The organism is Kitasatospora sp. NBC_00315, from assembly GCF_041435095.1.
Classification (GTDB): Bacteria; Actinomycetota; Actinomycetes; order Streptomycetales; family Streptomycetaceae; genus Kitasatospora.
In genome coordinates this window covers 422,451-444,636 of record NZ_CP108025.1, presented here as the reverse complement: position 1 = coordinate 444,636, position 22,186 = coordinate 422,451, and the positions used below count along the sequence as shown (strand labels likewise).

Here is a 22,186-nt window from a genome sequence, read left to right as displayed (position 1 = left end):
GGGCCCGGCGGCACGCGGTGTGCCGCCGGGCCCTCGAAAGCGGCCTACGCCGTGACGATGTTCTCGGCCTGGGGGCCCTTCGGTCCCTGCGTGATGTCGAAGGACACCTTCTGGCCCTCCTGAAGCTCACGGAATCCCTGGCTGGCGATGTTCGAGTAGTGGGCGAACACGTCCGGACCGCCGCCGTCCTGCTCGATGAAGCCGAAGCCCTTTTCGGCGTTGAACCACTTCACGGTGCCGGTAGCCATGCTTTTCTCCTTCTGGGGGACAGGTTCACGCGGCGCGGAACCTGGAGACGACCGCCTGGTCCGGAGGATGCTGGACAGCAAAAACGTCCACGGCGCCATCACCGTGGACGAGCTTCGAAACCACGCTGCGTGATGTTCACGTTACAGCAGTTGCCAGTGTGCCTGATGCTCCTGCCGGGTACGCCGTGCGGCGGCCCCGGGAAATATCCGGTGGGTCGGATGTGCAGGGCGCGCGGCACCTGCCAGGTGTCCAGGTCACGTACCACTCGCCATGGTGAGGCGGCCGGTGCCGGTGCGGTGGCGAGAGGTACCGGTGGCGCGAGGTGTCGCCCGGCCGGCTGAGCGATCCGTCCGACGCCCCGTCCGGCCAGTCGGACATACCGATCACGGTCTCGCCGACCTCGAAGGTGTGGGCGTGGACGCCTATGCGCGGGCGCTGCTGCAGTCCTTCGCCGACAGCAGCAACCTCTTTCCGGAGCTGCTGCGGGCGCGGGGCACGAGTGCCCTGGAGCGGGGGGCCCGCACCATCACCGAGATCCAGCGCCTCCTGTTCGAAGCCGCGGCCCCCTACGCCGGCCAGATCCTGCGCTCCGATCCGCAGGCGGCGCTCGACACCGTGGCCCGCGCCGTCCTCGGCGCCTGCTTCCACACCTCCGTACACCCCGATCCCCCCGCCGGCGAGGCCGCCCTGCGCCGGTACGCGGAGGACCTCGGCGACATGGCGATCGCCTACCTCCGCACTCCCGACCGACGCCCCGCCGCTCACGCCTGAGTCGCGGCCGGAGCGGACGCCGCCTACCCGCGGGGGCGGGTCCGCGGCTGCTCGTCGGGCAGTCCGCCCGGCCGCCCTGCGCGCCCCGAACGTGCTCGGGTGCTCCTGGTCGGCGGGGCCGGGGCTAAGCGGTTCAGGGTCGTGATCCCCTCGAACTCGTGCGGCTGGGCTCCGGCCATCAGCCTGCCGTAGTTCTCGGAGAGGGCTTCGAGATTGAGCGCGCCGTGCAGGGTGATGACACGCGCGTCGCGCCAGCCCCGCTGGATGGGCTCGCTCTCCATGATCGCGGTTGAGCCGGAGTTCCTCCGGAGCAGCTCGATCGCCTCCGCGCACCACTTGGCCACTCAGTACTCCAGCGGTAGATCGTGACCGGACGGCCTGCTGACGGTTGGTGGGTGGTCGCGGATCAGCCGTCGATAGGGCCAGGGCCGAGGGCGGGGCAGCGCCACTCCGGAGATCGGGCGGACGCTCAGTCCGTGTCGGATCCGGTCTGCCACGCGAGTCGGAGCTGCTCTGCGGCGTCGGTGGCCTGGCGAAGGCCCGCCTGGTAGGCCGGTTCCCAGGCCGTGCGGTCGTTGAGGTCCGAGCCGAATGCGCGTATTGATGCCGAATCGGGCTCGACGGTCACCACTGTGTGCGCCGCGGCGACCGCCAGCTCCTGCTGGAGCAACTCCCGGGGAAACAAATGCGCCTGCGGGTCGATCACGACGAGCGTGCGGGCTCCGGCCGCAAGTGCGGCGTTGGTTGCCGACCGCAGAGAGCCGTCCATGTATCGGCGGCCGTTGATGGTGATCGGTGGGTAGATGCCCGGGAAGGCCGTGCTTGCCGCCACGACGCAGGGCAGCGGTGCGCCACTCGCGCGGTCGAAGACCTCCTGCTCGCCGGTCTCGGCGTCCATCGCGGTGATGAGCAGCTTCCGGTCCGGCCATTGGTCTGCGCCGGCCATGGCGCGCATCCGGGTGACATGTGCCTGCTCGGGGCCGGTTTCGGCGGCGAGCGCGATCTGGCCCACTCGGCGCCAGGCCTCGGCTGGGTTCGAGGCGGCACTGCCCAGCACAGCGAACGCCTCGCCCAGCCGGCGCCCGTCCACCTGGGGCGGGGTGCTGTTGGTGTCGGCGGGGCGTACTGGGGTGGCGAGCCGGTCGAGGTCCTGACCGGTGGCCAGTACTGCGCCGATGATCGCGCCAGTCGACGTGCCGATGATCAGATCGGCCTCGCTGAGATCCACTCCGCCGCGGCCCAGTCCGCAGGCCAGTCCGGCCATCCAGGCCGCACCAACGGGGCCTCCGGCGCCCAGTGCGAGTGCCCGGTCAAATGTGTGCATGACTGTCTCCTTCCCGTTATTGAAACAGTCGTACCATATACTGACGTACGCTCAGATCCGCAGTACCGAGAGGATGATCCACCGTGGGGCGACCCCCAGATCCCGCCCGACGGGAGGCCACGCTGGCGCGGGCGACCGACTACGTACTGGCATACGGCCTGGCCGGGTTGAGCCTGAGGCCGCTGGCCACAGCTCTCGATACCAGCCCGCGGATGCTGCTCTACGACTTCGGCAGCAAGCAGGAGTTGGTATCTGCCGTCCTTGCCGAGGCCCGCCGCCGTGGTGCGACACGGCTGGCCGAGAACCTCCCGGCGCAGGCAGCCTCTGCGGAGGAACACCTGCGCGGCATCTGGGCCTGGATCAGCGCACCCGAGCGCGCCCCGTACGTCCGGCTGATCTTCGAGGTGCACGCCGACGGCCTCGCTCATCCCGAGAACTACCCGGACCAGGCCGAGGCGATCACGGGCTGGTTCGACACCCTCGGCGCCACGATCCGCGACATCACCACCGACCCTGACGACACCGTCACTCCCACGCTGGTCATGGCCGTCATCCGGGGCCTACTGTTCGATCTCACGACCACCGGCGACCGCCACCGCACCGACCGCGCCCTGGACCGCTTCTGCGAACTCCTCCGGCATTGAATGAGGACAAACGATCACGCGGTGACCTCAGGCAGCAGCGCAGACCCTGCCCGCTGGCAGGATGCAGCAGGCAAGTCCCGTGCGGAAGCCCTGGCGAAGAAGCTCCCCAAGCGGGCCTGGCAGAAGCTGTCCGCCGGAGCCGGAGCAAAGGGGCAACGCTTCTGCGACTGGGCCCACATCGACCTACCCAGCACCGCCCCCGGCCACCGCCACCTGCTGATCCGCCGAAACCGCACCACCGGTGAACTCGCCTACTACCACTGCTACACGCCCCGGCCGGTGCCACTGGCGCCCCTGGTTCGGGCCGCTGGATCAAGGTGGCGAGTGGAGGAGACGTTCCAGTCCGGAAAGGGCCTGGCCGGACTGGACGAGCACCAGGTCCGCCGCTACGCGCCCTGGTCCCGCTGGGTCACCCTCGCCATGCTCGCCCACGCCTTCCTCGCCTCATCCGCACCGACGAACACACCCGCCGGCCCGCCCGGGAGAAGCTGATCCCGCTCACCTGCAATGAGATCGCCCGTTTGTTCATCGTCCTCGTTGCCCAACACGTCCACGACACGGCCCACTGGCTCCGCTGGTCCCACTGGAGACGCCGCCACCAGGCCCGGTCCCAAGCGAGCCACTACCACCGCCAAGGCGCAGCCCCGGCGTGATCACGATCTACCGCTGGAGTAATAGGCCGTCTCGACGAGGACCCGGGCGCTGAACTTCTGCGTGTACTGCCGGTCGGCCGGTGTGCCGGCGGCGGCGAGTACTCCGAGCCGACTGCCGTCAACCGACAACCCAGCCCGACCTCCGGGTGTTCCGGGCCGGGGCGCGCCCTTCCGGGGTTCGAGCGGTGGCGTGGCCCCTACCCGGCGGTCGAGGTCCGGCCCGTCAGGCCACTGCCGGGCGGGCCAGGGCGCACAACTCGGCCCGGTCGTCGATCACTTCCGCCTCGGCGCCGTAGTACGCGTGCACCACCACCTCGCGGCCGCCTGCACGGTAGGTGAACGGTGTGGACCCGGCCTCCTCGTAGGAGGAGCGGGTCACGCCGTCGACGCGGAGGTGGAGGGTGTCCATCACCGTCGCGAACCGGCTGCCGTGGCTGCGCACTGCCCGGCTGCCGGAGCAGCGGTGGGCGGTGACCTCGCCGAGCGGCGCCGGCTGGGCGGCCGGGTGCTCGGCGAGGCTGCGGGAACCGCTCACGCGGAGAGGAAGAACCCCGTGATGTCGGCGAGCCGGCCATCGCGGTGGAGTGCGGTGCTCACGCCCGTCATGGCGGGCTCGCCGTGTTCGCCGAGTTGGGTCCACCGCGCCAGCGACCGGTCGTGGTGGTCGAGTACCTCGTCTATGCGGAACCGGTGACCGGGGAAGGCCCCGGCGAACCCGGCCATGTAGGCGGCCAGCGCGGCCGCGCCGCTGACCTCCGTCCCTGGATCCCGGTAGGCGACCTCGTCGACCGCGACCGTGCCGAGTGCGGCGAGTCGCTCCTCCGGGTCGGCCGACCAGCACGCCGCGTAGTTCTCCCAGAGCTGCTGTGAGTCATTCATCGCTGTCCCTCTTTCTCGGGGCCGATCGACGCCATCGCGCCATCGGTGATCGTGTGCAGTTTGGTGAGGGGGGTGCCGGCCCGGACCAGCACCAGCAGGCCCTGATAGAGCGCCAGCAGGTGGGCCGCCGAGCCCTCGACGTCCAGATCCGCGGACAGCAGGCCCAGGGCGCGGGCACGCGTCAGGGCTTCGGCGAAGCCGGACTCGATCGTCTCCAGCCCCCGGCGGACCCCCTCGGCGGCCTGCGGAACGGCGAAGGACTCCACGGCGCTGTTGGTGAGCAGACACCCCGGATCGGGATCGAGGCCGGTCTCGAACGTCGAGGTGAAGAACGACCGGATGCCCGCCACGGGGTCCGCCGGCTCCAGGAGATGGGCCCGGACGCGGCCCTGCACCACCTGGTCGTTGTAGGCGTCCAGTGCCGCGCAGAACAGGCCGTCCTTGCTCTGGAAGACCCGGTACAGGCTGCCCGGATGCAGCCCGGTCGCCTCCTCGATGTCCCGCAGGGAGGAGCCGAGGTAGCCGCGGCGACGGAACAGCCGCATGGCCGAGGCCAGTACTTCCGCCTGATCCCAGAGCTGCTTGCGGCCCATCGAAACCCCCGTAGTTGAACGATTGCTCACAAAAATAGCACGCCGACAGTCCTCCTCCTACCGTCGCTGCCGCGCCGTCACGCTGCCGCGCCGTTACGCCGTTACGCCGTTACGCCGTCACGCCGTCACGTCGTCGCGCCCGTTGGGCTCTGCGCGCCCCGGGGAGCAGTGGTGCGAGGCCGCTCACGACGCGGGGCGGCCCGGCCGCCCGGTCGTGGCCTGCGGCAGGAGATCCCGGCGTGCCTCCACGGTGATGCCCCCGGTCGTCGTCACAGACTCAGCACGAGGTCGCGGACGTCGGCCGGCCGGGACAGGAACGGGTGGTGGCCGGCGTCCAGCTCCACGACGCTGCCTGCCTTGGCGGCGAACTCGCGTTGCAGCTCGGCGGGGGTGCCCCGGTCCTGCGTGCAGACGAGGTAGGTCGTGGCCGCGTGCTGCCAGGCGGCGGACCGTACCGGCTGTTCGAGGACCGCCAGGCTCTGCCGGGCCCTCTTGTCCATCGCCTGTCGCTGGATCTCCGGACCGCAGTCCTGGAGGAACGTCTCGGCCAGGGCGTCCGACCGGACGGTGAACGTGCCACCCTCGGGATCGATGTCGAGGAACGGGGCGGGCTCGGGGCCGCCGAACGAGGAGAGACTCTGCCCGACCTCGGGCAGGTAACTGGACACGAGCAACAGATGGCGTACGGCTTCGACGCCCGTCGCCGCCTCCGCGGTGACGATGCCGCCGTAGCTGTGGGCGACCACGACGGTCGGCTCGTCGCTCGCCGTCAGCACCTGCCGGACCGCGTCGACGTCCTCCGCCAGTCCCGGGCCCCGCGCGTTAGTCGGCTCACCCGTCTCGCCGCAACTCGGCAGGGCCGGCGCCGCGCTGGCGACGCCCCGCTCGGCCAGCAGGTCAGCGGTGCGGTGCCACCACCACGATCCGTCCCTGACGCATGCCCCGTGCACGAAGACAACCCTCATCGCGGCCTCCTGGTCCTGAACCGTCAGCTACCGAGACCAGCTTAGGGCGCGGCGGCGCGAGGGCCGTTGCACAGGACGGCCGTCTCGTCCGACGCACCGCGACGAGGACCAGCGCATGAGCAGCAGCACCGGGATCCGCCTGATCCCGCCCGCCGACGCCGCCTCGATCGCCGCGCACCGGGAGCGGGACGTCGAGGCCTTTCAGCCGTGGGAACCGGCCCAGCCGGCCGACTTCTTCACCCCGGAGGGCCAGGCGGAGCGGATCGAGGGACTGCTGGCCGGACACCGGGCCGGCGCGGTCTGGCCGGGCGTGGTACTCGCTGACGACCAGGTGATCGGGCAGGTCACCGTCGGAGGCATCCTGCCGCAGCTGCGCCGCGCCTCCCTCGGATACCGGATCGCTGGTGTCGCCCAGAATCAAGGGCACGCCGGCCGCGCTGTCGCGCTCGTACTCCGGGTGACGACGGACGAACTCGGTCTTCACCGCGCCGAGGCGTCCACCAACCTGGAGAATCTGCCGTCGCAGCGGTGCTGCGCCGCAACGGGTTCAGCCCGTACGGCGTCGCGCACTCCTCGATCCTTCTGGACGGGCGCTGGCGGGACGGACTGCTGTGGGAACGCATCCTCGGTGAATAGTGCTCTGCCCACATTGGTTCGCCGGGTTGCTGGTTGGGGCGGTTGGATGTGCCGAGACCTTCCGATCCGACCGCTGGAGGCGCGGTGGCCGAGCCTGTTCGTGTGTGCAGACTGACCGACCAGGAAGGGCACAAACTGCAGCAGATCGTGTGCCGGGGCAGCATCAGTTATTCCCGAGCCGGCCGACCTCACCGTGAGACGGGCTGTGAGGCCGTGGGGTTTTTCGGTGGCGCAGTCGGTGCTCCGGGGTGCATCTTTCGGGGGTGAGTGAAACATCGTTGGCTGAGCACGAAGACCGTTGGATCATGAATCTTCGTGGTCTGGCCGTCACCAAGATCAGCGTTGGCTACCAGGTGTTGCTGCACCTCGAATCGGATGCCCGCGTGGATCTTGGATGCCCCTTCACGCTCACCCAGGGTGTCGGCGACGGCCGTCAGGATGTCTTCATCGACCCCGGGCGACAGGATGAGGCGGCGGCACTCGGGCTGTTCGGAGCGAAGGTCTTGTCTGCAGTGGCCTTCAAGACGGGTTCGCTGCGGCTGCTCTTCGACAACGGCTGTCATCTCACCGGCCGGGCGGACTCGTCGTTCGAGGCATGGGAAGTGCACGGACCGGGAGGCTGGCGGATCATCTCGATGCCGGGCGGAAAGCTCGCGGTCTGGTCGGCGGTTGAGGTGCAAGCCGTAGAGCCGGATCAGGGCGCCGGCGATGCGGACCGCCGGAGGCAGTGAGGCGTCTGTCAGACAGCGTCGCAGTTGCTTTTGATGCTGCTCGTCGTCGAGGAAGACGGTGGGCAGAGGGCGGTGACGACCGGGGTGTTCCAGGTCCCGGGTCGGGCGGCGCTTGTTCGTCCACTTGATGAGGGCTGGGCCGAGCGCCGGTGGGTCGGCTTGGCCTCGGTGAGCCAGACGTCGAGCTGGCGCTGTGAGAGGCGGGCAAGATCCGTCTGCTGGTCGTCGAGCCGCCGCGTGAACGACATCGCAGCACGAATCGCACCGTGGTCGGTGGCGGCGGCATCGCGCGAGTAGCCGCGACGAGCGGCCCGTCGGCGGGCATCGCTGTCCACACAACACCCGATGATCAACGGTGGCCGTCTCCGTCCGACTGCCACTTGACCAGGTAGTCGGTCCCGTCGAGGCGGTAGCGGGCCCCGGCAATGAGCCGCCACTCCGCTGTCACGCGGCGCGCGTGAGCCGGTACCTCCCTGTGGGGCACGAGCTGTTCAGTCAGCTCGTCGTACCGCGAGTTGATCGCCCCGTGCCCTGGGTGGCTGTCCGGCAAGGCAGCTCCCGCTTCGAAGCGCGTGTTCCACTCGACGAAGATCGCCCACTGCTCTTGCTCCTGCGCGAGGAGGGACGCACTCGCAGGCCAGACGAAGTACTCGTCGTCGGAAGCATCAGGATGGGCGAAGTCGTACGCGGCCCGGAAGTAATGTGCCGCACCATAGACCTCGGCGAGGCCCTCACGGGGGCCGTCATACCTGTCCAACTCGATGTAGACGCGCTCGAACCCAGCGTCCAGCAGTAGTTGCTCGTCCTCTATCTCAGCCACGCAGGCAGGCTATCGGCCCCATCCCGACCCGTCGTGCGAGTTGACTCGCCCCACGACGCCGCGGTCGGAGCATCGTGCCCCGGCGGTGGAGTGGGGTCGAGAAGGGTGCACGGCTCCTACCTGCGCTCTCCCGCAAACGTGCCTAGCGGAGGCCAGCGAATGCTGTTGCGACTGTACGTCCGGCGGTTCGTCTGCGCCGGTGCATCTGCGGATTACGTCAGGAGCCGGAAGCCGGATTGTCTTGACCATGCCTTGATGAATTCTGCGGAGCCGTACGCGGCCGGCAGCGTCGGCCAGTCAGTTCTCTTCGTGGCGATCAGTCCTGGAAGGCCGTCCACGATGGCTCGCTGCCCCTGGGCCAACTCGGCGTTGGCGATACCGCCGGTCACCTCCATGATTGCCACGGTCAACAAGGCGGTCGTGATGTGGTCGATCGGCTCGTTGGCGAGAGCGATGACATCGACCGCATGCGTTGGCGCGAAGCCGATGAGAGCTTTCTGATCGTCCTCGTCGGGGTGCTCGGCTCGGAAGATCGACTCGTCACCGATCCCAGGCCCCATGAGCGAGACCAAGAATGGCCGATGACCATCGACTTCATCGACGTCCGCAATGCCGAAGCTCTCGGTCCGGATCAGGAGGTCGTACTCACCGACGCGCTTCTCTTCGAACCGCGCCGACAAGGTTCCCAACAACTCCCGTAGCCGCTCGATCACGGCAACGGGAACCGTCTCTGCCAACTCAATCACCAACACCGGACCACCCATAGGTCGGAGCCCAACCAGTGCAGTGTCTCCCCTCAGACGGTTACCGAAGCTCGTGAACATCGCCGGTCCACGCTCGGGGTGACTCCGGAAGCCGTGAACAACTGACACCAGGACTCGTGATGATGCTGCCGGCCTCGGCCGGCGGGAACCGCGTCCCCGGTGATCGCCCAACCGGTGCAGGCCGACGAGGCACCGTCCGCGACGTGATCCACCGCTTCAACGAGGTCGGCCTGGCCTGCTTGGACCCTCGCTGGGCGGGAGGCCGTCCTCGCCTGCTCACTCCTGACGACGAGGACTTCGTCATCCAGACGGCCACAACCCGACCGACCAAGCTCGGCCAGCCCTTCACCCGCTGGTCCATCCGAGAACTGCTCGCCTACCTGCGGAAGTCCACGGCCGGGTGATCCGGATCGGCCGCGAGACCTTACGCCGCCTTCTCGCCCGCTGCGGCAGTTCACCAGCGCCAACTCCCAGCACCCCCAACCACACCGTCCAGACCCGGGCCCTGAACGCCTACCCCCGGTGGCGCAACGCCAACGCCCGCCACCCGGACGGCCTGGCCGCACAGCGCCGCGAACGCGTTCGCTTCCGCAGTGAGAAAGGCCTCCGCTGGGGCGGGCGGCCTCTCGTTGCTGCGGCCTGACCTAGCGCGCAACCCGCAACGCTGCCGCGATCTGGACAACAGCCAAGTCGACGACGACCTCCTCGGTGTCCCACACGCCCCGCGAGGTGACCGCCAGTCCGATGAAGTACAGCTCGGCGGCAGCATCACGCAGTCGTACTCTTCGCAGCTCTCCTCGCCGACCCTGCCCAGCTCCTCGCGGTCCCAGGCAGCGACCGCTGGCTCAGCCACGGACCGAGGCAACCGCACACTGACCCGACCTGTCTGGCGATCGAGATGAGCCCCCGACCGCGGCCAGTACCGCCCGGTCCTGCTGATACCTCACGTACTGCTCGCGGTCGTCCACAGGCCGAGGGTACTCAGGCCGAATCGCGGCACCGGTTCCAGAGCCGGTGAACGTATGCGGTCAGAGCAGTAGATGATGAATGCGAAGCCGGACGGCAGGGGAAGGTGACCAAGAGGGGCGGGGTTGTCTCGGAGCGAGAAATTCCAGGTCGTTCCTTCGTCGGGGCCGGATACCCTCCGGGGATGTCCGGTCTGCTGCCTGCCGTCCCCGGGACGGCTGAGTCCGTCGCGTTTGACCCGTCCGTGGTCACGCCGCTGGGTGTTCTGCGCTTCGACGGGACGGTCGACTACTGGAGGCTGCCGACGCTGCCCCGGACGGTCCGTCGGCTGCCGGGCGGGGACCTGCTCTTCCGTTGGGAACACGAGATCGCCGTACTGGAACTTCTGCTGCGCCGCCTCGAACCGCCTTCGTTCGAGGGAATGCTTCCGCTCGCCGATTGCTGGGGTGCCGTCTGGAGGGTGACGGCTCTCCGGCCGCTGAGCCGGGTGGAACTGTCCGCTTCCTTCCACGCCGTACCCGAGGGCGTGCAGAGTGGCTACGACGGGGCGCAGGCCCTTGCCGCCGTCTCGCTCTGGAACACCGAGACGCTGCTGACGCTGGGCGGGCCCGACGAGGAGGACATCTGCTCCCGCGCGGAATATGACGCCGACCTCCCCCGGCGGTGGGCCGCCCTTCTCGGCGAGGTCTACGAACGCTCACCGCGGATGAAATGGGGTGTGGACTACCTCGATGACGACCGGGGACTGCGATGGGCCCTGCCGCCGATGGAACAGGGCGAGCACTGCGTCCTGCATGCCGCCGTGAGTTGGAGGAACCCGACACCCGATGAAGCTGAGGACGACATGAGCACCTGGTGGGCTGTCCTCCTCAACCCCGGGCACATCCTGGGCCCGGCATCAACAGACGTCGCCCCATGACCGTCCGGCCGGGTCGGAGCGCTTGCCGGTCTCCCGGGACAGGTGTGGTCGTGATCGCGTTCGGCGTCGAGCAGCCTGGAGGACATCGCCGCTGAGCTCGGCGGGAGGCAGTCGGGCGAGCGCCGACACGTCCGTTGGTGGCGCCGTGCCGGTCGACGGCTCGGACGGCACGGCGATAATCGACGGATGAGCACCGTCGAACGCCCTGTGCCGCCTCTGAACGCCGACGAGCGCACCACGCTCGAAAGCTGGCTCGACTTCCACCGCGCCACACTCGCCATGAAGTGCGAGGGCTTGGACGACGAGCAGGCGGCCGTCGCGTCCGTGCCTCCGTCCGGCTTCACTATGACCGGTCTCGTCCAGCACATGGCGGAGGTGGAGCGGAACTGGTTCCGCCGAGTGCTTGCCGGAGAACAGGCGCCCCCCATCCATGACCCGCAGGCCGATCCGCGCGGCCCCGACGGTGGCTTCGAACTGGCTGCGGGCGCCACCCTGAGCGCCGCCCTCGCCACCTGGAACACGGAGATCGCCCATGCCCGCGCGCACTGCGCGGACCGCGCTCTGGCCGATACCGGTCGCTTCATGGAGCAGGACGTCAATCTCCGCTGGATCTACGTCCACATGATCGAGGAGTACGCCCGTCACAACGGTCACGCCGACCTGCTCCGGGAACGCATCGACGGCGTCACCGGCGTGTAGCGGCGGCCACGTCGACGACGGCGCCCCTTCAGACGAAGTACCGGGCCTGCAGGCGGAACAGGTCGGCATAGAGACCGTCGGCCTGACTCAGCGTGTCGTGGGTGCCGACCTCGACGACCCGGCCGCCGTCCAGAACCACGATGAGATCGGCTGCCCGAGCGGTCGTCAAGCGATGTGAACAGGACCGTCACGCCGCCCTCCAGGCGGCTCCGGTCGGCGTACTGCTGGAACAGCCATTCCTCGGTCCGTGCATCGAGGCCGGCGGAGGGTCCTCCAGGACGCGCAGCAGCGGCGCCTGCCGCATCGCCGTCCGGGCGTTGGCGACCGTCTGCCACTGGCCGCCCGACAGCCCCCTGCCGTCCCATGATTTTCGCCCGAGCCGTGTCTCCAGGCCCTCGGGGAGCGAAGCGAGGAGCTCGTCTCCGCCGGCCGTCCGCAGCGCTTCGAGGATCCGCTCCTGGTCGTCGCGATGCTGCATCCGGCCCAGCCCGATCGTGTCCTTCAGCGACATCTCGATGTGCGCAGGGTCCCGATGCCACCGCTGCCCGCCGTGCCGCAAAGCAATTGGCCTCGAAGCCCCGTGACGGTCTGCTGGGTCGTGGGTGCGCCGGTTCGGGCGTGCCGACCGGTGTCGGGCACGGCGGTGAACCCGCTACCGCGCCGCCCCGGCCCGCGCCGCCGGGATCGCGCGCCCACACCGGCCGCGTCCAACGGCCGCCCTCGGCGACGACTCAGCGGCTACGGCGTGCCGTGAGCAGCGCGCCGTCCAGCGGCAGGCCCGTCCGGCCGGTCAGTTCGAACCCGGCGTCGGCGAGCAGCCGGCCGTAGTGGGCGGCCGTGCGCTCGCGGCCGCCCACGTTGCAGAGCATGTGGACGTCCCACGGCACGGCCAGCGAGGGTGCCCCGTCCGTTGGCAACAGACGCTCGACGATGAGCAGTTCGGCGTGCCGGGGCATCGCCTCGGCCAGCCGCCGCAGGATGGCCAGGCACTGGGTGTCGTCCCAGTCGTGCAGTACCCGGGAGAGCAGGTAGACGTCGCCGCCCGACGGGACGGCCTCGGTGAAGTCGCCCGCCTCCAGCCGGCAGCGGTCGGCGCAGCCCGCTGCCGTGAGGACGCCGCGGGCGGCCTCCAGCGCGTGGGGCCGTTCCAGCAGCACTCCCTCCAGGTGGGGTTCGGCCCGCAGAATGTGGCTGAGCAACTCGCCGTTGCCACCCGCCACGTCGACCACCACCTTGGCGGTCGAGAAGTCCACCAGGTCGGCCACCGGGTGGAACATCGGCGCGCTCGCCGCCATCGCGCGGTCGAACAGATCGGCCAGCTCCGGGTGCCCGGCGAAGTACGGGAAGTGGTGGGCACCGAAAACGTGCTCGAAGGCCTCCCGCCCGGTGCGGACGGCCCGTCCCAGCTCGCCGAACGAGTGGTAGAACGGGCCGCCGTACAGCAGCGCGAGAGGGTGCATCGAGTGTTCGGCTCCGGTGCGCAGCAGCCGGCCGAGCGAGGTGGTCCGGTACTCCCCGCCGTCCGGCCGCAGCACACCGAGGGAGGCCAGGTAGCGCAGCAGCCGGCGGAGACTGTCGGGGTGGGTGCCGGTGAGCTCGGCGAGCTGGGCGGTGTCCGGGGCGGGCACCTGCTCCAGGTGGTCGGCGAGGCGCAGTTCGGCGGCGACCGCGATGGCCTGGGTCGCCCAGGCGCCGGTCATCAGACGGAGTAACTGCTCCGCGGGCCCGTCGGTCGGGAGGCAGTGCTCGGCGAGCAGCGCCGGGTGGTGCCCCCTGATGTTCAACTCCAGCCGGTGGTAGGCGCCGCCGGTCGCCGCGTCCGTGCGGAAGTACAGCACGGTGGAGTTCTCCCGGGCGTTGTGGCCGCCGCCGTCGCTCCTGGCCCGGCCGGCGCCCAGCAGGATGCCGCGCAGGCCCGCGAGCACCACCGGGTCCGGCGTGGTGACCTCGAAGGCGAGGTGTGCCTCGTGCTGGTGTACGCGCTCCGCGGTGGCGACCGGTTCGAGACCCGATCCGGGTGGCACGGCCAGCGCGAAGATCTCGATCTCGCGCGGTCCGCCGTCGGCGCCCCGGACGGGGGCTCGCAGGATGCCGACCTCCAGCGATGCGGCGGTGCGTCCGTGCCGGGCGGCCAGGCGCTCGCGGACGACGACGCTCGGGACGGACGCCCCGACGGCCAGGCCCCGGTCGTGCAGGTCCGCGCGGAGTTCGTCCAGTCCCGGTGGGAAGACCAGCACGGCTGCGTGTGCGAAGGAGACGTGCGCGGCCAGGGCGTCCCGTTCGGTGCCGGTGAGGGCCGGCAGCATTCCGGCGAGGACGTCCGCCGAGTCGTTGGCGCCGATGAACCGGACGGCACGGTCGATCCGGTCGAGGTCGGCCGGGTCGGTGTGCGGGTGCGCGGGCTGCGGTGCGGTCATGTCGAACCCCCGTGATGTGGTCGTACGGTGTGCGGGCCGCCCGGCACCGGTCGCCGGGGGCGGGCCCGATCAGATGCCGACGTAGTTGTCGGCGAAGTGGTCCTGGTGGCGGCGGGAGGTCCGCAGACTCTCCAGCCGCGCGTGCTGCAGCGCCCGCAGGAAGGCCGCCTCGTCGCCGTCCCCGGTCGGCCCGTGCAGCAGGCCGATCATCCAGTGCGAGAACTCCTGGGCGCGCCAGATCCGGGGCAGGCAGTCGGCGGAGTAGCGGGCGAGGAGTCTCTCGTCGTCGCCGTGCAGCCGGGCGGCGAGGGCCCGGGCGAGCGTCTCGGCCTCCATGACGGCCAGGTTGGCGCCCTTGGCGGCGGAGGGGCTGATCAGGCTGGCGGCGTCGCCGACCAGGAACAGCCGGCCGTACTGGATCGGGTCCAGCACGTCCGAGCGCATGGCGAGGACCCGCCGCTCCAGGATCTCGCCCCGGTGCAGCGGTCCGTGCACGTCGGTGCGCATCCGCCGGTCCAGGGCCTCCCAGACGCGCCGGTCGGTCCACGCGTCCGGGTCGTCACCGGGATCGACCTGGAGGTAGTACCGGGTGACGTCGGGCGTGCGCGCCATGTGCCCGGCGAAGCCGTCCCGGTGGACGGCGTACGCGACGGCGGCCATGCTCTGCGGCGCGGCGGCCAACAGGGCGAGCCAGGAGACGCCGTGGTCGCGTACGTGGCGCCGGGCGGCCGTGGCCGGGACGGTGGCCCGGGCGGTGCCGTGCCGGCCGTCGCAGCCGGCGACGAAAGCGCCGTGCAGCCGGTGCGACCCGCCGTCCGGCGTGCGGACCGTGACGGATGCCCGGTCCGAGGCGAGGCCGGCGATCTCGACGGCGGCCGTCCCGAAGCGCAGGTCTCCACCGCGTGCGAGGAACTCGGCGACCAGGTCCCGGACGAGGTGCTGCTGCGGGTACACGGTGTGCGCCTCGCCCCGACCCCGGTCGCCGTACGCCAGCTCGAACTCACCGGATTCGGTGCGGAAGGCGCAGGTGTCGTGCTGCCGACCGTCCTTGAGCAGGCCGTCGGCCAGGCCGGCGTCGGTGAGGATCCGGACGGTGTTGGCGGCCAGGAAGCCCGCGCGGGCACGCTGCTCGACGTGGGCGCGGCTCTGCCGCTCCACGATCACGCAGTCGACGCCTGCGGCGAGCAGCAGGTTGCCCAGCACCAGGCCGGCCGGCCCCGCGCCGACGATCAGAACGCCCCTGGTCTCCTCGGACAGACGGTCCGTCATGTTCCCCCCCTCACGGCCCGGTGTCACCGAGCCGCACCCCCGTACGGACTTCTTCTCCGACTTCCTATCAGGTGTATGCGTCCGGAGAGTAACCGGAGCGGTCGTCGCGCGGCACGGCGTGTCGGCCGGGGCCCGAGTCCCGGCCCGCGGTGCGCCGCGGGCGTGCGGGATCGGGCTGCTGCGCCGAGGCCAGGCCGTCGGGTTGAGGGAGGGTCAGGACATCGGGGAAGCGGTGGAAGACAAGCGGGAACCCGGCGTTCTGCTGCCGTGTCTCGCGGCCGGGCCGGCCCAACCCGGTCCGCCGTTGAGATCGGCGTCCGGACCGGTCGGTCGAGATCTCCGCCCGGGGGGTGCCTCTATGTCCTTCGTCAAGGACGTGGTGCCGGATTTGGTGTTGTTTGGGGTGGTCATGCGGCGAGGGCGACGGCTGGGGTTCGGGACTCGTAGAGGGTGCCGTCGCGGAGCATGGCGAACAGGACGCTGATGCGTTGGCGGGCGAGGCGGAGGAGGGCCTGGGTGTGGGTTTTGCCGCGGGCTCGTTGCTTGTCGTAGTAGGTGCGGGAGGCGGGGTCGGCATTCATGCAGGCGAAGGCTGAGAGGAACATGGCGCGTTTGAGCTGCCGGTTTCCTCCTCGGGGTGCGTGTTCTCCGTGGATCGAGGTGCCTGACGACTTCGTGGTGGGGGCGAGGCCGGCGTAGGAGGCGAGGTGGGCGGCGGTGGGGAAGCTGGTGCCGTCGCCGACGGTGACCAGCAGGACGGCGGCGGTCCTGACGCCGACGCCGGGCATCGAGGTCAGGACCGGGTGAAGAGGGTGGGCCTCCAGTAGGGTGTTGATCTGGGCTTCCAGGGCCCGGCGCTGTTCCTGGACGGCCGCGAGTGAGCGGGCCAGGGAGGGCACGACGGTGTCGAGGGTGCCGGTGCCCGGGACGACGACGGTCTGCTCGTCCAACGCGTCGAAGACGTCGTTGATCAGCCGCTGGGCCATGCGCGGGGCCTTGGGCCGGATGAGTTCGATGAGTCTGCGGCGGCCGGCTCTGCGCAGGGCGGCCGGGGAGCCGTGGCGTTCAAGAAGCCAGGTGACGGCCTGGTGGTCGAGGCGGGGGCCAAGGACGCGCTCCAGGCTGGGGTGGAACTGGGTGAGCAGGCCGCGTATCCGGTTGGAGGTGCGGGTGGCCTCGGCGGCGAGGTCCTGGTCGAAGCCGGTCAGGACGGTGAGTTCGGCGGTGATCTCGTCGGTGAGTTCCAGCGAACGCAGGGTGTGCGGCAGGGTGCGGCCGGCGTCCGCGATCACGGCGGCGTCCTTGGCGTCGGTCTTGGCCTCGCCGGGGTAGAGGTCGGCGATCCGGCGCATGGCGAGGCCGGGCAGGTAGGCGACTTTGCATCCCGCGTCTCGCGCGACGGTCAGTGGCAGGGCGCCGATCGAGGCGGGCTGGTCCACGATCACCAGGACGGTGCCGAACTTCGCGGTCAGCTTGTCGAAAACGGCTCGCAGCTTCGGCTCGCTGTTGGGCAGCTGCTTGTCGAAGACCTTCTTCCCGGCCGGGGTGAGCCCATGACCGTGATGAGTACTCTTGCCGACGTCCAGGCCGAGGAACACGCCCACGTCTTCCGTATCGAACATCGCGCCCCTCCAGGCGAGTTGAACCAGCTGGCCTCGGCGTGGGTGTCGTGCGCGCGCATCCACGTTATGCAGACCTGCCGCCCGCGGACTGTCCGGCGTTGCGCCGGACCGGACGGTGGCCGGACCTCTCATCAGCGTCTCCGACGGCACCTCCCGGGCCCGGTGACACCACCCCCCAGGTCATCTGTTCGACAGGGGGACACAGTCATGCCGGGCCCGGAGGCCAGTGGCCCTCTTGCAGGACCGCGAAAAACATAACGGGGGGAATGTGGTCGGACGGATCGGCTTCCGCGGAATCCGGTCACGAGCCGGTCACGAGCCGGGCCCGCTGCCGGAGAGCCGGGAGCAGGGGATAGGCAGTGTTTGGACACGCCCTTCATGATCCCCCTATTCTCCAGGCGATCTCTGCGGTGACCAGCACCGCAGGCATGACCGAAGCGGGAGTCCGCCCGTGACATCAGCACCCCTCGGCGGGGCGACACGTTCGAGTCCACTCCCCGTCGCACACCGGGGAAGGCTCGCTGATCCCCGACCACTGGCCGTGGCCACGGAGCTGCTGATCATCGTGCACGTGATCCTGGGAACGGCTGACGGGATCAGTCCGGCGGTCTTTGCCGCGACCGCCCGGATCACGATTCCGCTGTTCCTGAGCATCGTCGTGATGTTCCTCTGCTGGTTCCGTCGGTGCCGGCTCAACGCCGAGGTGCTCGCGCCCGGCAAACACCGGTACGCGGTGAACAGCACGGTCGGCATGTGGTTCGTACCGGTGGTGATGTGGTGGGCGCCACGGCGGATCGCGCTGGACATCCGGCGCGCCGGCGGCGCGACCGGCGGTGACTGGGTGATCAACGCCTGGTGGGCCGCATGGCTCGCCAAATCCGTCGGGGTGACGGCCTACATGGTGGTCGACCTGAGCGGCGACATCAACGCGCCCCCCATCGTCCTGGTCGACATCGTGGCATCGGCTCTGGCGATCCTGATGATCCGACAGGTCACCGCCACCCAGGACGCCACGGCCGACGCGACCACCGGCGAGAGCGCTACGAGGACCTGGAGGCCCTCGTAGCGCACCACTCCGGGCCGGGCGTGATCGGGCGGCCCGCGAGGGGCCCGCAGGGGATGTTCTTCTCCTCGCTGCGCCGCCGTCGGCGCCGAGCGCGAGCGGAGGCTGCCGGCGGTACCCGGGCGGAGGGCCGGCGCCGGTACCCGGGCGGAGGGCCGGCGCCGGTACCCGGGCGCCCGGCCGGTGCCCGCGGTGATGCCGCCCGACTGCGGCAGCGCCGGGAGGGTCGGCACGCGCGCGGTGGGGCGGGGCAGGTTCGGAACCGCACCCGAATACCGGACCGATTCTGTCCTCTATCCCTCCTAGTCTGCGGAGTGCAACGGCTCCACCGACCTGGGAGAACACCATGGACTTCGTTTCGATCCGCATCATCACCGACGACGTCGCGCGCCTCGTCGAGTTCTACGAGAAGGCCACCGGGGTCTCGGCGATCCGGGCCACCGAGGACTTCGCCGAACTCAGGACCCCCAGCGCCACCCTCGCCGTCGCGAGCACCCGCACCGTCGCTCTGTTCGCCCCGGGTTCCAGCCGCCCGGCGGACAACCACAGCGTGATCATCGAGTTCCTCGTCGACGACGTCGACCTCGTCCACGCGAACCTCGCCGGCTTCGTCGGCGACTTCGTCACCGAGCCGACCACGATGCCCTGGGGCAACCGGTCGATGCTCCTCCGTGACCCTGACGGCAACCTCGTCAACTTCTTCACCCCGGTCACCCCGGCCGCCATCGAGAAGTTCGCCCGTTGACCCGGGCACCGTCGCCCGCGCGGGAGCCCGTGGATCCCACGGCTCCTGCGGAGGGCGTCCGAGCAGCATGAGGGCTCGAAGACGGGCACACCACAAGGCCCCGCTGACCGCCGAGGGGTGCCCGCGGTGGTGCCTTCGGGTCGACATCTCCACCGTGCTTCGCCGCTTGGGTGGCGCGGTCAGGTGAGCGGCTCGCTCACCTGCCGCACGATGTCGAGCGCTCGGCCGGGCGCTCGGCGGGCAGATCCGCCGCTGTCGCAGGAGGACGCCCTCGCTTCACAGGAGGATGAGGACGTCCTCGTGCGCCCCGTCGAGGACGAAGCCGTTGTCCCATCGCACCCGCACCGTCAGCCGGTTCCCCCGCTCCCGATGCGCGGCCCACTGCGGCTCCAGCACGGCGATCTCCGCCTCCAGCCGCTTCCGGCTCTCCGCCGGCATGGTGTGCCCGTAGTCCTCGAACAGCGCTTTGAGCCGCTGGTACTCACGGACCTCCCCGCTCTCCGGAAGTTCCCCGTCCACTCGCTCGACCGTGCCCTCGATCCCGGCGCACAGGGACAGGAACCCGACGGCGGCCCCGGGCTCCCCGGCGACCGCCTCGCCGATCCCCAGGTCCTCCGCCAGACTGACGCGCTGGCCTTCCTTCAGGGGCATCCGTTCCTAGCCTCTCCGTCGATCGGTGCCGCAGCGCAACCGACAGCGGCACCGGCCATTATCCGCTGGTGCGTCGGTCGCGTCGGTCGCGTCGGTCGCGTCGGTCGCGTCGGTCGCGTCGGTCGCGTCGGTCGCTGGGACGCCGGGCTTCGTCTTCCGGGGTGCCGGAGCGGCTCGCGGAGACGGGCGTCCGGGCCGTCGCCATCGGTGGGCAGGCCGGTGCGGGTACGAAGTGCGGGGAGAGCGCCGGGCAGGTGCGTTCGCGCGGCCGTCACGAGCCTGGATCCCGGCCGCCGCCTCGCCGGTCGCGAAGACCGACACGGCCCGGCCTTCGGCCCACCCCACCACGGCGAAGACGCCCTGCCGGCCAGGGCCGGTCCGCCGGTGCACCTGCCACCCGTGCATCTGACACCATTACCCGTTCCACCCCGCTCCCCACCCGGTGCACTGCTCGCGTGCCGTCCCGGCCGGCAGCGGGACAGCCTCTCCGAAGGAGACCTGCAGTGCCCTGGAAGTCCTGCCTCACCTGGACCGGCCACACCACCGGGAACGCCACCACCGTCCATGAAGGCCGCACCTGGCACCTGTCCAAACACCTCAGCCCGCCGGACGACAAGGGCCGCTACAGCCCCTACGAGCGCTGGTACCTCCACGCCGACGACGGCCACGGCCGGCCCCACCCCGACCCAGCCAGCGCCACCCTCGGCCGTAACCGCGTCAACGCCCTGCGCCTCGCGGAACTGATCATCACCGGCTGGGAGAACACCAACCAGCTGCGCCCGTCCGACGGCGTCCAACTGTGGCGGCGTACCGACGGCGGCGCCCTGGTACCGCTGGACGAACTGCTCGCCGGACGGCACCGCTGACCGGGTCGACGGTCTGGGCTCGGCGCCCGGTGATCCGGGTGTCCTGCCCCTACGACACACAGCTGGACGGCCGTGACCGCCGGAACGTGGAGCTACCCCGGACCAGGAGGTACCCCGGGAGGGCATCGGCGCCACGGCTTCGCTGTCAGGCGGCTTCCTCGGTCCAGACACCCTTCGGGTGCTCGTCGACCGGAAGCCGCAGGTCGGGCTGGGCGCGGAAGCCCGGACCGGCCTGCTCGTCCGAGGGCCAGCGGTGGTCCCGGTCGGGCCGGACCAACTGGACGACGGGGACCGGCGTCCGCCGGTAGAAGCCGACGACGACTCAGCGGGCCCGTGACCTGCGGTCGCTGAGCGTCCACGACTCTCCGGCAACACGTCGGGCGCCGGCATCCGCTGTGCGCGCGCCGCCCTCGATCGAGGGTGGCGGGGCCGCAGCCGGGTGCGGGCAGGGCCCAGCGGGCCAGGCGGCCCGAGGCTGCTCACGGCCCGGATCGTATGCGGCGCAGCCATTCCGGCAGACAAACGATCATCATGGTCGCCGAGCCCAGGAAGGCCAACGACAGGAAGCCCGAGATCACCAGGCGGAAGACCAAGGTTCCCAGGCCGGTCGCGACCAGGTTTCCGGAGGTCGGGTCCATCCGGGCTGTCACGGCGTGGCCGTCCGGGTAGGGTTTCGCGGCGTCACGTTCCTCCTGCCGGGGGAGGCCCTGGTACGACCAGTGGTACCGGCAGCGATCCACGGTGGTGTTTCCCGTGTCGCCCCGGGTGAACTCGTAGCACCCGTCCAGGGTCGCGGTGACCGGCACCGTCGGGATGTGTACCGCCTGCCACTCGTGGACCGCGTCGCCCGTGGCCGACAGCGCGACCGTCAGACACAGGACGGTCGCGGCGGTCGCGGCGGCCGCCCGGCGTGCCTCGGTGCCGGTCCTGCCGCGAAGCGGTCCACGGTCCAGGCCCCAGGCCAGAGCGGCTCCGGCAGCGGCAGTTCCGAGATCCGCCAGCGACCATCCCCAGCCCGCCCCGGCACCGCCCCACGGCCAGAGCTGGAACCCGACCTCGCAGATGAGCACGGCCGGTACCAGCATCATGGCGCCCCACGCCGGAAGTCGGCCGACCGGCCGAACCCGTTCTCCCCCGTCGCCCATCGCTCCACCTCCGGGCTCAGCATCACACGGCCCTCCCGGCGCCGAACAGGAATTTGGTTGCCCTGGGACAGCGGCGGCCGGGGAGAGTGGGGGCCGCCACCGGCCGGCGAGCCCCGGGGCCGGCGTGCGTGGGCGGCGCACCGCCCACGGCGGACGGCCTCCCCTTCACGGCCTCCCCTTCACGTCTTCGCCCGCCGCGTTCTCGCCCGTCGGGAACCCGGGCGGGGCCGGGTGAGCAACCGCGCGACTTCTTCGTGGCCCCGACCCAGAACGGGCCCATCACAAGGACGAAGTAGGCGCCGGCCCTTGAGGTTAGGGTGTTCATTGCGGAAGTCCCCTGGCCGTCCCGGAGGCGCGATGTCCCTGCAGATGAAGTTGGTTGCGATAACACTCGACTGCCCTGATCCGCCGGCGCTGGCTGCGTTCTATCAGCAAGCCACCGGCTTGGAGCCCCACCCGAAGTCGGACGCCGACTTCGCGGGCCTCAACCGTGAGGACGGACTCTTCATCGGGTTCCAGCGGGTCGATGACTACCGGGCTCCGCGCTGGCCCGACCAGACCGTTCCCCAGCAGCTGCACCTGTGCTTCGACGTGGTGGATCTGGACGAGGCCGAGGCGCGGCTGTTGGAGCTGGGAGCGGGCAAGCCGGGCCACCAGCCTCATGAGGCTGCCAAGGCACGGGTTCTCACCGATCCGGCTGGTCACCCCTTCTGCATCTGCCGAGGCTGAGGTTTCGAGCCTCCTGACGGCGCCGGCCCAGGTCAGAGATCGAACAGGGCGCGGTTCGGTACCTGG

26 protein-coding genes and 3 pseudogenes are annotated in these 22,186 nt (G+C 70.5%); 12 read left to right on the top strand and 17 right to left on the bottom strand.

The features are described from left to right. Positions 1-44: 44 nt before the first annotated feature. Positions 45-248, bottom strand: coding sequence for a cold-shock protein (locus OG823_RS01820; RefSeq protein WP_371476827.1), 204 nt, complete (start codon positions 246-248; stop codon positions 45-47). 415 nt (positions 249-663) lie between these two features. On the opposite strand from OG823_RS01820, the gene OG823_RS01815 reads away from it, so the two are divergent. Then, a complete protein-coding gene (locus OG823_RS01815; RefSeq protein ID WP_371476826.1) occupies positions 664-1,020 on the top strand; it encodes a hypothetical protein in 357 nt (118 codons plus the stop codon). Positions 1,021-1,043: 23 nt separating this feature from the next. Here the strand turns inward: OG823_RS01815 and OG823_RS01810 are convergent, their stop codons facing one another. Then, positions 1,044-1,364, bottom strand: a complete 321-nt coding sequence (locus OG823_RS01810; protein WP_371476824.1) for a hypothetical protein — start codon at positions 1,362-1,364, stop codon at positions 1,044-1,046. A gap of 125 nt (positions 1,365-1,489) precedes the next feature. Beyond that, on the bottom strand, positions 1,490-2,344 hold the full coding sequence (locus tag OG823_RS01805) for a patatin-like phospholipase family protein (RefSeq protein WP_371476822.1): 855 nt from the start codon (positions 2,342-2,344) through the stop codon (positions 1,490-1,492). 83 nt (positions 2,345-2,427) lie between these two features. On the opposite strand from OG823_RS01805, the gene OG823_RS01800 reads away from it, so the two are divergent. Beyond that, entirely contained in the window at positions 2,428-2,988 is a 561-nt protein-coding gene (locus OG823_RS01800) for a TetR/AcrR family transcriptional regulator (protein ID WP_371476819.1), read from the top strand. A gap of 15 nt (positions 2,989-3,003) precedes the next feature. Then, positions 3,004-3,641, top strand: a pseudogene (locus OG823_RS01795) (IS701 family transposase); the annotation flags it as partial. 223 nt (positions 3,642-3,864) lie between these two features. Here OG823_RS01795 and OG823_RS01790 read toward each other — a convergent pair. The 4 genes from OG823_RS01790 to OG823_RS01775 form a co-directional block, all read right to left on the bottom strand. Beyond that, positions 3,865-4,176 carry a TfoX/Sxy family protein gene (locus OG823_RS01790; protein ID WP_371476818.1) on the bottom strand — a complete coding sequence of 104 codons (312 nt, stop codon included), beginning with the start codon at positions 4,174-4,176 and terminating at the stop codon, positions 3,865-3,867. Next, positions 4,173-4,520 (bottom strand): nuclear transport factor 2 family protein, encoded by a 348-nt coding sequence (locus OG823_RS01785; protein ID WP_371476817.1) that lies wholly within the window; start codon positions 4,518-4,520, stop codon positions 4,173-4,175. Before OG823_RS01785 ends, OG823_RS01790 begins: the two co-directional genes overlap by 4 nt. After that, entirely contained in the window at positions 4,517-5,113 is a 597-nt protein-coding gene (locus OG823_RS01780; RefSeq protein WP_371476815.1) for a TetR/AcrR family transcriptional regulator, read from the bottom strand. Before OG823_RS01780 ends, OG823_RS01785 begins: the two co-directional genes overlap by 4 nt. 269 nt (positions 5,114-5,382) lie before the next feature. Continuing rightward, a complete protein-coding gene (locus OG823_RS01775) occupies positions 5,383-6,078 on the bottom strand; it encodes an alpha/beta hydrolase (protein WP_371476813.1) in 696 nt (231 codons plus the stop codon). A 115-nt stretch (positions 6,079-6,193) separates the two neighbouring features. Here OG823_RS01775 and OG823_RS01770 point away from each other — a divergent pair. Next, a pseudogene (locus tag OG823_RS01770) lies at positions 6,194-6,714 on the top strand (GNAT family N-acetyltransferase). A 305-nt stretch (positions 6,715-7,019) separates the two neighbouring features. Further along, on the top strand, positions 7,020-7,445 hold the full coding sequence (locus OG823_RS01765; protein WP_371476812.1) for a DUF6188 family protein: 426 nt from the start codon (positions 7,020-7,022) through the stop codon (positions 7,443-7,445). Positions 7,446-7,453: 8 nt separating this feature from the next. Here the strand turns inward: OG823_RS01765 and OG823_RS01760 are convergent, their stop codons facing one another. The 3 genes from OG823_RS01760 to OG823_RS01750 all read right to left on the bottom strand — a co-directional run bounded on the left by OG823_RS01760 (position 7,454) and on the right by OG823_RS01750 (position 9,017). After that, a complete protein-coding gene (locus OG823_RS01760; protein WP_371476811.1) occupies positions 7,454-7,780 on the bottom strand; it encodes a hypothetical protein in 327 nt (108 codons plus the stop codon). A 14-nt stretch (positions 7,781-7,794) separates the two neighbouring features. Next, entirely contained in the window at positions 7,795-8,265 is a 471-nt protein-coding gene (locus OG823_RS01755) for a hypothetical protein (RefSeq protein ID WP_371476809.1), read from the bottom strand. Between the two features lie 212 nt (positions 8,266-8,477). Next, the gene (locus OG823_RS01750) at positions 8,478-9,017 is read right to left on the bottom strand and encodes a DUF6368 family protein (protein WP_371476807.1); all 540 of its coding nucleotides are present in this window, start codon (positions 9,015-9,017) and stop codon (positions 8,478-8,480) included. Positions 9,018-9,115: 98 nt separating this feature from the next. Here OG823_RS01750 and OG823_RS01745 point away from each other — a divergent pair. The 3 genes and pseudogenes from OG823_RS01745 to OG823_RS01735 form a co-directional block, all read left to right on the top strand. After that, a pseudogene (locus OG823_RS01745) lies at positions 9,116-9,672 on the top strand (transposase); the annotation flags it as partial. Positions 9,673-10,179: 507 nt separating this feature from the next. Beyond that, a complete protein-coding gene (locus OG823_RS01740; protein WP_371476806.1) occupies positions 10,180-10,914 on the top strand; it encodes a hypothetical protein in 735 nt (244 codons plus the stop codon). 186 nt (positions 10,915-11,100) lie between these two features. Next, the gene (locus OG823_RS01735) at positions 11,101-11,613 is read left to right on the top strand and encodes a DinB family protein (RefSeq protein WP_371476804.1); all 513 of its coding nucleotides are present in this window, start codon (positions 11,101-11,103) and stop codon (positions 11,611-11,613) included. 187 nt (positions 11,614-11,800) lie between these two features. Here OG823_RS01735 and OG823_RS01730 read toward each other — a convergent pair whose 3' ends face one another. The 4 genes from OG823_RS01730 to OG823_RS01715 form a co-directional block, all read right to left on the bottom strand. After that, complete coding sequence (locus tag OG823_RS01730) at positions 11,801-12,124, bottom strand: hypothetical protein (RefSeq protein ID WP_371476803.1); 324 nt, start codon at positions 12,122-12,124, stop codon at positions 11,801-11,803. Between the two features lie 220 nt (positions 12,125-12,344). Next, the gene (locus tag OG823_RS01725) at positions 12,345-14,030 is read right to left on the bottom strand and encodes a methyltransferase (protein ID WP_371476802.1); all 1,686 of its coding nucleotides are present in this window, start codon (positions 14,028-14,030) and stop codon (positions 12,345-12,347) included. A gap of 69 nt (positions 14,031-14,099) precedes the next feature. Then, entirely contained in the window at positions 14,100-15,299 is a 1,200-nt protein-coding gene (locus OG823_RS01720; RefSeq protein ID WP_371476801.1) for a 4-hydroxybenzoate 3-monooxygenase, read from the bottom strand. Between the two features lie 407 nt (positions 15,300-15,706). Continuing rightward, entirely contained in the window at positions 15,707-16,921 is a 1,215-nt protein-coding gene (locus OG823_RS01715; RefSeq protein ID WP_371476799.1) for an IS110 family transposase, read from the bottom strand. A 541-nt stretch (positions 16,922-17,462) separates the two neighbouring features. Here OG823_RS01715 and OG823_RS01710 point away from each other — a divergent pair. Further along, positions 17,463-17,987 (top strand): DUF4328 domain-containing protein, encoded by a 525-nt coding sequence (locus tag OG823_RS01710; RefSeq protein WP_371476798.1) that lies wholly within the window; start codon positions 17,463-17,465, stop codon positions 17,985-17,987. A gap of 343 nt (positions 17,988-18,330) precedes the next feature. Further along, positions 18,331-18,729 (top strand): VOC family protein, encoded by a 399-nt coding sequence (locus OG823_RS01705; RefSeq protein ID WP_371476796.1) that lies wholly within the window; start codon positions 18,331-18,333, stop codon positions 18,727-18,729. Between the two features lie 276 nt (positions 18,730-19,005). Here the strand turns inward: OG823_RS01705 and OG823_RS01700 are convergent, their stop codons facing one another. Then, positions 19,006-19,380, bottom strand: coding sequence for a hypothetical protein (locus OG823_RS01700; RefSeq protein WP_371476794.1), 375 nt, complete (start codon positions 19,378-19,380; stop codon positions 19,006-19,008). Positions 19,381-19,883: 503 nt separating this feature from the next. Between OG823_RS01700 and OG823_RS01695 the strand changes: the two genes are divergently transcribed. Then, entirely contained in the window at positions 19,884-20,246 is a 363-nt protein-coding gene (locus tag OG823_RS01695) for a hypothetical protein (RefSeq protein ID WP_371476793.1), read from the top strand. A 145-nt stretch (positions 20,247-20,391) separates the two neighbouring features. On the opposite strand, the gene OG823_RS01690 is transcribed toward OG823_RS01695, so the two are convergent. Continuing rightward, positions 20,392-20,523, bottom strand: coding sequence for a hypothetical protein (locus OG823_RS01690; protein ID WP_371476792.1), 132 nt, complete (start codon positions 20,521-20,523; stop codon positions 20,392-20,394). 202 nt (positions 20,524-20,725) lie between these two features. Next, positions 20,726-21,334 (bottom strand): hypothetical protein, encoded by a 609-nt coding sequence (locus OG823_RS01685; protein WP_371476790.1) that lies wholly within the window; start codon positions 21,332-21,334, stop codon positions 20,726-20,728. Between the two features lie 414 nt (positions 21,335-21,748). Here OG823_RS01685 and OG823_RS01680 point away from each other — a divergent pair, with 414 nt between their 5' ends. Beyond that, positions 21,749-22,120, top strand: coding sequence for a VOC family protein (locus OG823_RS01680; protein WP_371476789.1), 372 nt, complete (start codon positions 21,749-21,751; stop codon positions 22,118-22,120). Positions 22,121-22,186: the final 66 nt, after the last annotated feature.